Genomic DNA, 9,692 nt, shown 5'->3' with positions numbered 1-9,692 from the left:
ATATTAAACATATAAGATATTATACTAAAATAAATTATTTTGTCAAAATTTTGTTTGTAAAATTACTAAAATAAAAATATTTTCATGTAAAAAATCATTGAAAAAAATTATATTTAAGTATATTCTATAAAAATATTATTAAGGAAAATGCTAATGACTAAAAATAAAAAACTTATAACTTTCAAAATTCCCGCAACGAGCGCAAATATAGGTTCGGGTTTCGACAGCGTGGGACTCGCATTAAGTTTATATAACGAAATTCATATTTACGAAAACGATAATTCAAAAAAAATAGAATTTGAAATTTTTGGCGAAGGAGAAAATGAAATTTCTAAAAATGACAATATGATATATTCGGCAATGAAACTCGTTTTCAAAAAATTAAAATCAAAACCGAATAAAGGCTATATTATAAAATGTATAAATAGAATTCCGCTTTCAGGAGGACTCGGAAGCAGTTCGGCGGCTATTATCGGAGGATTGCTATCTGCAAATTATATGCTTGGAAATAAACTCTTGGTAGAAAAAGATATTTTGAATATGGCGGTTCAAATGGAAGGACATCCAGATAATGTCGCTCCAGCAATACTCGGCGGAATAATTTCTGGAGTCGTTAAAAAAAACGAGGATTTTAAATATATAAAAATAAAACCTCCGAAAAACTTGAAGGCGGTAGTTTCAATTCCAAATTTTTATTTAAGCACGGAAAAGGCGCGAAATATTTTGCCTAAAGAAATAAAAAGAGAGGATGCAATATTTAATATTTCAAGGGCTGCGCTTTTAACATCGGCGTTACTTTCGAACAGACTGGATTTGCTCGAAGTCGCAACCGAAGATAAAATTCACCAAGATTACAGAGCGAAATTTATTCCGAATCTAAAAGAATTATTTAAAGAAACGAAAAAAGCGGGCGCATATTCTACGACTATTAGCGGCGCTGGTTCTTCGATTCTCGCTTTGGTAAAAAACGATAAAAATATAATAGAAAAAGTTTCAAAAGCGATGCATTCGAGTTTTAAGAAAAAAAATGTCGAGTCGGTTATAAAGGTTTTAAATATTCCATCGAAAGGCGTAATTATAATTTAGTTTAAAGGAATTAATTCTTTAATTATATTAGGATATTTTATCTCTTCTATTTTTTTTATCTCTGGTTCAAATTCCGTCAAATAAATTTTTATCGGGCTTATTTGTTTTCTTATATATTCTATGACTTCGGCTGAAACAAAAATATCTCTATTTACATTTACCACAATGAAAGGAATTTTAAAACCGATTTGATGAAGAAGTCCGATTTGTTCCAAACAGGAATGAATGATATTTGAATTATACTCGACTATCGGGACAATTTGCTTTTCGATTTTTATGTCGGAGATTAAATCGATAAAATTATAATTTTCTTTTATAGGCGAATATAAACTCAAAGACTCAAAAACCATATAATCGTAATTTGCGCTATTTTCATAGATTAAATCGTTAATTTCTTTTTCTTCAATAATATTAATATTTCCATTTTTTTCGATGCTGTGAAGAGGAGAAATATTTCCGTTTGTTGCGTAAGAGACGAATATATCGGAAGCGTTTAAATTTGTCGCGCTTTTTATATAATCGCAATCGAATAATTTTCCGTCTTTAACTTCCAAAACGAAAGGCTTATAATAGCAGACTTTTTTACCCAGAATTTTTAGAGAAGAAATTATATGAGACGCTAAATAAGTTTTTCCCGAGTGTTTAGTATCCGAAACTATGCAAAAAATTTTCATTATTCGCCTTCCAAAAAATTATTAAATATTTTTAGCGCTTACTTTCAATTTATAAGATTTTTTTTCTTTAGGTTTTAAGTTCATTTTTTTCAAACAAACTACGGTAGAATTTTGATAATTCATTTCAAGTTTATCTACCGCGTCCGAAATCGTATAATTCGGCATATATAAATAATTTGTCGCCTCTTCGCATTCTATTAATATTTTAATTTTTATATAAGCCTCGTCCGTCATTCCAAAAATTTTTCCCGCGAATTCTCCCGCGTCCGATAAATTTTCAGAAATTCTTTTATTCTCTCCAATATAATATCTGTCATTTTCGCCGCCCGCAAGCAAAGTAATATTATTTTCCAAAGCGTAGACAAATTCAATTTCTTCTTCCGATTTATTTTCAATAGTTGCTTCCAATGAAAAACCGCCGTTAGAGTCGATTATATATTTTTTTGTGAGGTTAATATTTTTTCCGTTTATTTTTCCGTCTTTATTGAATATTATCGTCGCCAAATTTTTATCTATTTTATTTTCTATTATTTTATAATAAGATTCAAAAAAGCATGAATTCTCTTCATATTGCAATAATTGAAATTCTTCGGCGCTCGGCATTTTATTTAAAAAATGGTCAACTCCAAAAACTTTTTCATTTTTGTCGAATACCAAATACTTCGCAATTTCTTCATCGACTTTTTTTGAGATTTCATGAATCGAAACATGCCCGTCATTTTGATTATCGCTATTCGTATTTCGCATGGCAGATATATGATAAGCCTCTTCACGCCTTTTCAAAGTGTCGATTAAATTAATAGGATTTTCTTTTTTCAAATCCCATTCGATTATCGAACCGCTCAAAGTATGGAAAATCAAAGTTTCTTTTTCGGAGGATATTATTATCTCATCTCTTCCGTCCATGTCAAAATCAATTTCTTTTTCTACAAAATAATTTTTTCCGTAAATATTTTTTTCGGATATTGAAGTCGATTTTATCAAATTGGAATAAGTGGCATGTCGCAAATTATTTAAATAGAGTCCGCCGAAAGTTCCATGCCAATAAGGGCAGTTGCATTGTCCCTGAAGCAAATAATCCAAAGCAGTTTCTTTATACTTATTATCTTTTTTACTTTTATCAAATTCATCGAAAACATTTGACGTGTAAATCATTCTTTTATTCATTCGATTGCTTTCGGAATACTTTGAAAAATAATTTCTCCAAAAACCGCCTCGCATAAATCTTGTAATAATTTCGTTTTCGTTAGACTTTTTTAATTCTTCAAGTTTTGTATGGAATTCATCTTGAATTTTAGCGGGCAAAACCCAAGTAAGCATTTCCTCATAAGAGCCAGTAGGAATATATATTTTGGAAATCGGAGAGTGTTTTTCCATATATTCCGAGTAAGTCGTAGTTTTTATAATATCTTTTTCTTCGCTTAAAGCCTCAAAAAATTTTTCAAGCCATTTGTCTTCGTAAACCCATTTTTGAGTGCCGGGCCAGTCTCCGTATTTTTCGCCATCGTCATGCAAAACTACAACTCTGTCTCCTTCTTCGGTTGCGATGGATTTCAAATATTCAATAGATTTTTCGACTTCTCTAAACGGTATCAAATAGCGAAGTTCCTGCGAAATTGGAAAAATATTTAATTTATAATTTTCATTGTCCGTTATAAAATAGCCGAAAATATTTTTTGTGTCAATTCCAGTAGTCAAAAACTGCGAATCGTCAATCATAATATATTTAATGTCGTTTTTTGCCAAATTTTTAACCAAAGTCGGCTCCCAAACTCTTTCGGCAATCCAAGCGCCTTTCGGATTAAAAGCGAATTTATCTTTTATATAATTATTCAATTTTTGTATTTGAATATCTTTATCTTTATCGGGAATGGACGGCATTATCGGTTCGTAAAAACCGCCGCTTTGAATTTCAATTCTTTTTTCTTTCGCCAAATTTTTTAATTTTTCAATATGTTCGGGATGATTTTTTTCTATCCATAACAAAAGACTGCCCGTGTAGTGAAAATTAAATTTTATGTCTTTATATTTTTCGAGAATATCTAAAAACGGTTTATAAGCTTTTTGATATGTGCTTTCAAAAACGAAATCGAAATTTCCAACGGGCTGATGATTATGATTGCCTAATATTAAATTTATAGTTTTCATTGAATTGCCTTTATTTTTTATTATAGTTTATTTTACGATTTACATAATTATATATCAATTATAAATTTTGTAAAGTTTTAAATACGGGTAAAAAATAAAAGCCTGCCGCCCACTATAGGCGACAAGACAAATACTGTATATTGTTAAGCAATATTATTGTATATTAATTATATTTTTTGTCAAGAGAAAATTTAAAAAAAATTTATTAATAAACTAATATAAAAATAAGGACTGCCGATTAGCCGACAGCCCTTACTCAAAACTCAACCGTCAAGTATAATTCTTATTGCCACAAATTAGGGAGCGAATATCCTTTCAACACTTTGAAAGTCATATCATGTAATTCGGCTGGTTTCCAGTTTTTCCAAGCTTCCGTTACATGCGTAATCTTACTCATTATATATTCGGGTCTTTGTTCAAAAAACGGGTTTGTTCCATATATGAAATTATAAGTAGAATTGTATATTTCAAATCCGTATTCGCTTCCGTTTAAGACATGTCCAGGATTCAATACTATTATATCGTATTCTCCCGCGTTTCTATCGTATCTAAAAAGTTCGCCTTGAACTATATTAACGCCAGTATCGTTCCATTTTCTTAAATAGTCCGTATCTCTATTTAATTTATAAAGTCCAGCTATCGCCCAAGCGCCTTTCGTATCGTTTCCGCATTTATGCTGAATTATTATACCTTGAACGAAATATTTTATTACTTCGTTAGGTCTTCTGCTCCAGCGAATATCCATATTGTCGTCAAAATAGAAGTAAGTTCCCGTTCCTCTATTTCTTATAACAAATTGTTCGCCAGAATGAGCGTTTCTTTTAATAACTCTTTTCCACAATTCGTTTAATGCTGGAGTATCCACATAAGAAACCGTAGTGTAGTTATTTCCAGAGAACGGAGTGTAAACTCTGAATAAAAAGCTTTTATGTTGTCTTGAAACATAGTTATTGGTGTCAGGCACTATATTCGTAACATGTTTCGTCACATAGCTTACTTTATCTATATATACATAATTAGTATAAACCATATCTTGACCGCTGTTTACCATATTCGTAACATAGTTAGTCTTATAAATCTCTTTTCCAGGGTAATATATTTCGTTCGTTACATAATATATTTTTTCTTCTTGAACTTCTATTACATTTGTAACATATACCTCGTTCGTAATAGTCTTGCCTTCTGGGTCTAAAGGTCCAGTTTGAGAGGCTATTATTCCCCAGTTGTCTCTAAAACTAGGAGCCGTAGCCACTTTTTGGCAAGCCGTTAATCCCGCTATTATTCCTACCATTAAGAATAAGAATAATGTCTTTAAATTAAATCTTGTATATTTCTTTGTCATATTATGCCTCCAATCTTTATTTTCTATTTTTATATTTATATTATTTGTCATAATCCTTACCCTCCTCAAATTAACGTTTAGTAATTTGGAATGTCAAGTCATGTAATTCGGCTGGTTTCCAGTTTTTCCAAGCTTCCGTTACATTGTTAATCTTTGACATATAATTTTCAGGTCTTTCTTCAAAATACGGATTGCTTCCATACGCATAGTTATAAGTCGTATTATATATTTCAAATCCGTATTCGCTTCCGTCAATAACATGTCCAGGATTCAATACTATTATATCGTATTCTCCCGCGCTTCTTGTCCATCTGAAGAGTTCGCCTTGAAGTATATTAACTCCAGTATCGTTCCATGTTCTCAATTCTGCAGTGCCTTTAGCCAACTGATAAAGTCCCGCTATAGCCCAATGTCCTTTAGTTCCGCTTCCGCATTTATATTGAATTATTAAACCTTGAACAAATTTTTTCAATATTTCGTTAGGTCTTTTAGTCCAGCGAATATTCAAATTGTCGTCAAAATAGAAGTAAGTTCCCGTTTTTCTATTTCTTATAGTCAATTCTTGTCCAGCATGAGATTTCATTTTAACCACTCTTCCCCACATTTCAGTTAAAGTTTTAGTGTCTAAATAAGAGAGGTTAGTATATTTATAATCGCCTTCCGCTCCTATTCCAGCCCAAGGTGCATAAACTTTATACAATAAACTGTTATGCCATTTTGAAATATAATTTTTAGTGTCGGCAACAACATTAGTATGAACTACTTCGTTGGTAATTATTTTGTCCACATATAAGAATTCGGTTATGACATCTATTTTTCCCAAATTGCTGTTTGTTACGGTAATCGTATTAGTCATGTAGATTACTTTATCTGGGAAATATGTTCTATTGGTTATAATTACGCGTTTGTATGTAGTGTTTGTTACATAATTTGTTACATAATTTGTTATGACAAACACATTACCATCGTCATCAATAAGTCCCGTAGGAGCATCAATCACTGAAAAATCTCCCATAGGTAATTGATTTCTCTTTTTGCAAGAAACAAATCCCGCTACCATTACTATTGCTATTAATACTAATAACAATGCCTTAAAATTAAGTTTTGAATATCGTTTTGACATAGGATACCTCCTAAAAATAAGTAAATTTTTCGGGGCTTCAAACCCTCTATACATAAGATAGTAATTATTTTCAAAATGGCATGAATTTTTTTGTTATTTTTTAACGCTTTTATATTGAAATTTTTTGATTATTTTATAATTTTTTAGAATCTTTGGAGACTTTAGTTAACATAATTATTAATAATTTATCGTTTTTCAAATTCTTCGGCTAATCTTTGTTTATAAATATTCTCGTATAAATAATTTGTAATTTTATCATGTTCTTCTTTATTTTCGATTTTTTTAGTCGTCATTATTTTCATTCTTAATATGCTTTTTCCATTTTCTTTATTATTATAATCGAAACAAGGCATATTATAATCGTAATCGGCAAGTATAAAACCAAAACGCAAATACCAATCGATGCGCTTTTTTGCAATTTCATTTAAATCGCTCGGTTCTACTTCTATAACTACAAATTTATCTTTCAATAAATCCAATATTTGAGTTAAGATTTTTGAGCCGTAATTTTTTCCTCTGAATTTTTTATCAATTGCCAGATATTCGATAAAATTAAAATATTCCAAAGTCCAAATTATAGCAATCCCAATCGGAATTTCGCCGTCCAAAAAACAATAAAATTTATAATTATTATTTAATTTATTTTTCAAAACGGCATCAAAATCCCATCTCTCTTCTATAGGAAAGGCTTCATTATATAAAGTTTTTGCAAACTTTTTATATTTTAAATTATTCTCTTCATTATCATTATATTTAATTTCTACAAATTTTATCATAAAATCCCATACAAATCAAAAATTTAATCTTATCTATCAATTCTTTCCACTTCATCGTTATAATAAACGGTATTTATTCTCTTTATCGATAAAGCTCTTCCAGAATCGGTATCGACTTGCACTATAATTCCGTTAATCATAGGGGAATCGGTTTCAACCTCGAATCTATGCGGTATTTTTGAAACGAATCTCGCAATTGCCGCTTCTTTTTTCATTCCTATAACCGAAGTGTAGCTTCCGCACATTCCTATATCCGAAATATAAGCGGTGTAGGAAGATAATATTTTTTCATCCGCGGTTTGAACATGAGTATGAGTTCCGAAAATGCAGCTTACTTGTCCTTCCAAATAATAAGAGAATGCTATTTTTTCGGCTGTCGCTTCGGCATGAAAATCTATGAATATAATATTTGTTTTTTCTCTAATATGTTTAATCGCCAAATTCGATTTCTTAAAAGGGCAGTCCAAAGCGTCCATAAAAGTTCTGCCCATAAGATTTATTACTCCGATTTTGCAGTCAAATATATCGTAAATATAATAACCGAGTCCCGGCGCTTCGCTCGGAAAATTATAAGGACGAAGAAGTCTATTTTCCGAACCTATCAAAGCGAAAACATCTCTATTATTCCAAATATGATTTCCAGAAGTTAGAACATTCACGCCCGAATTAAATAATTCCGCAGCCGTATCTCTTGTAATGCCGATTCCGTTTGCAGCGTTTTCTCCATTCGCTATCACAAAATCTATTTCATGTTCTAACTTTATCTCTTCCAAATGCCTTCTTATAGCATATCGCCCCGTAACGCCGATAATATCTCCGAGACATAATATATTTTTTACGGACATTTTTAAAACCTTTTTTAAAAACCTTTATTTATATTTATAAAATTATAAAAAATTATATTTATCTTGCAACTTCAACCGCTCGCGTTTCTCTTATAACGGTAACTCTTATTATACCGGGATATTTCAATTCTTCCTCTATCTTTTTGGCAATATCTCTCGCTATCTGTTTTGCCTGATTATCGTCAACTATATCGCTTTTAGCCATAACTCTGAGTTCTCTTCCTGCCTGAATTGCGAAAGATTTTTCCACTCCTTCCATACTGTCTGCAATTTTTTCCAAAGTGTCGAGTCTTTTAATATAGTTTTCAAAAGATTCCATTCTCGCCCCAGGTCTTGCCGCGCTTATCGCATCCGCCGCTTTCACTATAACCGCTTCGACAGTTTGAGTTTCCACATCGTTATGATGCGCTCTTATGGAATTTACGACTTCCTCTTTTTCTCCGCATCTTTTCGCCAAATCCGCTCCAGACATCGCATGAGAACCTTCTCCTTCTATTTCTATCGCCTTTCCGACATCATGCAAGAAAGCGCCTCTCTTTGCCATCTCCACATCCGCTCCGATTTCCGCAGCTATCATTCCCGCAATATTCGCAACTTCTTTACTATGAAGAAGCATATTCTGTCCATAGCTTGTTCTATATTGAAGTCTTCCCATATGTCGAACCAATTCATGATGCATTGCTGTAAGATTCAAATCTGCAATAGCGTCTTCTCCAGCTCGGACAATAGAATCTTCAACTTCTCTTCTAGTTTTTGATACTATTTCCTCGATTCTCGCAGGATGAATTCTTCCGTCTAAAATAAGTTTTTCCAACGAAACTTTGGCTATATGTTTTCTAACAGGGTCGAAACATGAAATAACGACAGCTTCGGGAGTATCGTCTATAATAATATCGACTCCCGTTAGAGTTTCAAGCATTCTTATATTTCTGCCTTCTCTTCCGATTATTCTTCCTTTCATGTCTTCGCTTGGCAAGGACACGGAAGTAACCGAAGTCTCTTGAGTAACATCGCTTGAAAGTCTTTGAATGGTTTGAACGATTATTTCTCTCGCTTTTCTTTCGCCCGTTTCAATGGCATTTTTTTCTATATTGTCGACTATTTTTGAAGCGGCTTTTTTAGCGTCATCTTCGATTTCTCTTACAAGCCTTTCTTTTGCCTCTTCTGCAGAAAAACCAGATATTTTTTCAAGTTCTCTTTTTTCTTCTTCTATTATTCTATCTAATTTTTCTTCTTTATCTTTTATTTGTTTTATTTTATTTTCAATATTTTTTTCTTTGTCTTCCAAATATTGAGATTTTTTGTCTATATTTGCCTCTCGTTGTAGCGCTCTGTTTTCTAATCTTTGTATTTCGGCTCTTCTTTCTTTAGTTTCATTTTCTAGTTTATGTCTCTCTTTTTGTATTTCCGAATTAGCGGAAGAGATTGCATGTTTTCTCTCGCTTTCGGCTTTTTCTTTTGCCTCTTGAATTATTTTATGTTTCATTATTTCCGCCGAATTAACGCTCATTCTTGCAATTACAAAGCGGATTATATATCCTAAAACAATACCGACTACAACAGAGGCGATGGCAATAATCACAGTTTGCATCTTTCACCTCATTAATTTATTTTTTATTTTATAATTTATATTGTCAAATTATCAATTATGACAATTATAAAACATGTAATAAATATAACATATATTTTATATAAAGT

The 9,692-nt window shown here is 31.6% G+C and carries 8 protein-coding genes; 1 reads left to right on the top strand and 7 read right to left on the bottom strand.

The features are described from left to right. Nucleotides 1-147 precede the first annotated feature (147 nt). Nucleotides 148-1,086: a homoserine kinase gene (gene thrB / locus ACR0QS_RS07580; protein ID WP_432632834.1), complete on the top strand. Its 939-nt coding sequence runs from the start codon at nt 148-150 to the stop codon at nt 1,084-1,086. Here the strand turns inward: thrB and ACR0QS_RS07575 are convergent. The 7 genes from ACR0QS_RS07575 to rny form a co-directional block, all read right to left on the bottom strand. Next, nucleotides 1,083-1,760 carry an AAA family ATPase gene (locus tag ACR0QS_RS07575; protein ID WP_432632833.1) on the bottom strand — a complete coding sequence of 226 codons (678 nt, stop codon included), beginning with the start codon at nt 1,758-1,760 and terminating at the stop codon, nt 1,083-1,085. The two genes, thrB and ACR0QS_RS07575, sit on opposite strands and share 4 nt — an antisense overlap. A 21-nt stretch (nt 1,761-1,781) precedes the next feature. After that, entirely contained in the window at nt 1,782-3,908 is a 2,127-nt protein-coding gene (locus ACR0QS_RS07570) for an alpha-amylase/4-alpha-glucanotransferase domain-containing protein (protein WP_432632832.1), read from the bottom strand. A gap of 283 nt (nt 3,909-4,191) precedes the next feature. Continuing rightward, on the bottom strand, nt 4,192-5,301 hold the full coding sequence (locus ACR0QS_RS07565) for a hypothetical protein (protein WP_432632831.1): 1,110 nt from the start codon (nt 5,299-5,301) through the stop codon (nt 4,192-4,194). 19 nt (nt 5,302-5,320) lie between these two features. Next, nucleotides 5,321-6,373, bottom strand: a complete 1,053-nt coding sequence (locus tag ACR0QS_RS07560; RefSeq protein ID WP_432632830.1) for a hypothetical protein — start codon at nt 6,371-6,373, stop codon at nt 5,321-5,323. 185 nt (nt 6,374-6,558) lie between these two features. Further along, nucleotides 6,559-7,149: a GNAT family N-acetyltransferase gene (locus ACR0QS_RS07555; protein WP_432632829.1), complete on the bottom strand. Its 591-nt coding sequence runs from the start codon at nt 7,147-7,149 to the stop codon at nt 6,559-6,561. Between the two features lie 29 nt (nt 7,150-7,178). Continuing rightward, nucleotides 7,179-7,994, bottom strand: coding sequence for a TIGR00282 family metallophosphoesterase (locus tag ACR0QS_RS07550; protein WP_432632828.1), 816 nt, complete (start codon nt 7,992-7,994; stop codon nt 7,179-7,181). 58 nt (nt 7,995-8,052) lie between these two features. Next, nucleotides 8,053-9,585 (bottom strand): ribonuclease Y, encoded by a 1,533-nt coding sequence (gene rny, locus ACR0QS_RS07545; RefSeq protein WP_432632827.1) that lies wholly within the window; start codon nt 9,583-9,585, stop codon nt 8,053-8,055. Nucleotides 9,586-9,692: the final 107 nt, after the last annotated feature.

The organism is Brachyspira sp. (assembly GCF_050873525.1).
In the GTDB taxonomy this organism is placed as follows: domain Bacteria; phylum Spirochaetota; class Brachyspiria; order Brachyspirales; family Brachyspiraceae; genus Brachyspira.
The sequence above is the reverse complement of the archived record's forward strand: the minus strand, read 5'-3'. Positions and strand labels throughout refer to the sequence as shown.

What these genes read in the sequence shown, in the direction of transcription:
- ACR0QS_RS07555 (WP_432632829.1), bottom strand. Translation starts at nt 7,149, where the DNA reads ATGATAAAATTTGTAGAAATTAAATATAATGATAATGAAGAGAATAAT.
- ACR0QS_RS07575 (WP_432632833.1), bottom strand. Translation starts at nt 1,760, where the DNA reads ATGAAAATTTTTTGCATAGTTTCGGATACTAAACACTCGGGAAAAACT.
- ACR0QS_RS07570 (WP_432632832.1), bottom strand. Translation starts at nt 3,908, where the DNA reads ATGAAAACTATAAATTTAATATTAGGCAATCATAATCATCAGCCCGTT.
- ACR0QS_RS07560 (WP_432632830.1), bottom strand. Translation starts at nt 6,373, where the DNA reads ATGTCAAAACGATATTCAAAACTTAATTTTAAGGCATTGTTATTAGTA.
- rny (WP_432632827.1), bottom strand. Translation starts at nt 9,585, where the DNA reads ATGCAAACTGTGATTATTGCCATCGCCTCTGTTGTAGTCGGTATTGTT.
- ACR0QS_RS07550 (WP_432632828.1), bottom strand. Translation starts at nt 7,994, where the DNA reads ATGTCCGTAAAAAATATATTATGTCTCGGAGATATTATCGGCGTTACG.
- ACR0QS_RS07565 (WP_432632831.1), bottom strand. Translation starts at nt 5,301, where the DNA reads ATGACAAATAATATAAATATAAAAATAGAAAATAAAGATTGGAGGCAT.
- thrB (WP_432632834.1), top strand. Translation starts at nt 148, where the DNA reads ATGCTAATGACTAAAAATAAAAAACTTATAACTTTCAAAATTCCCGCA.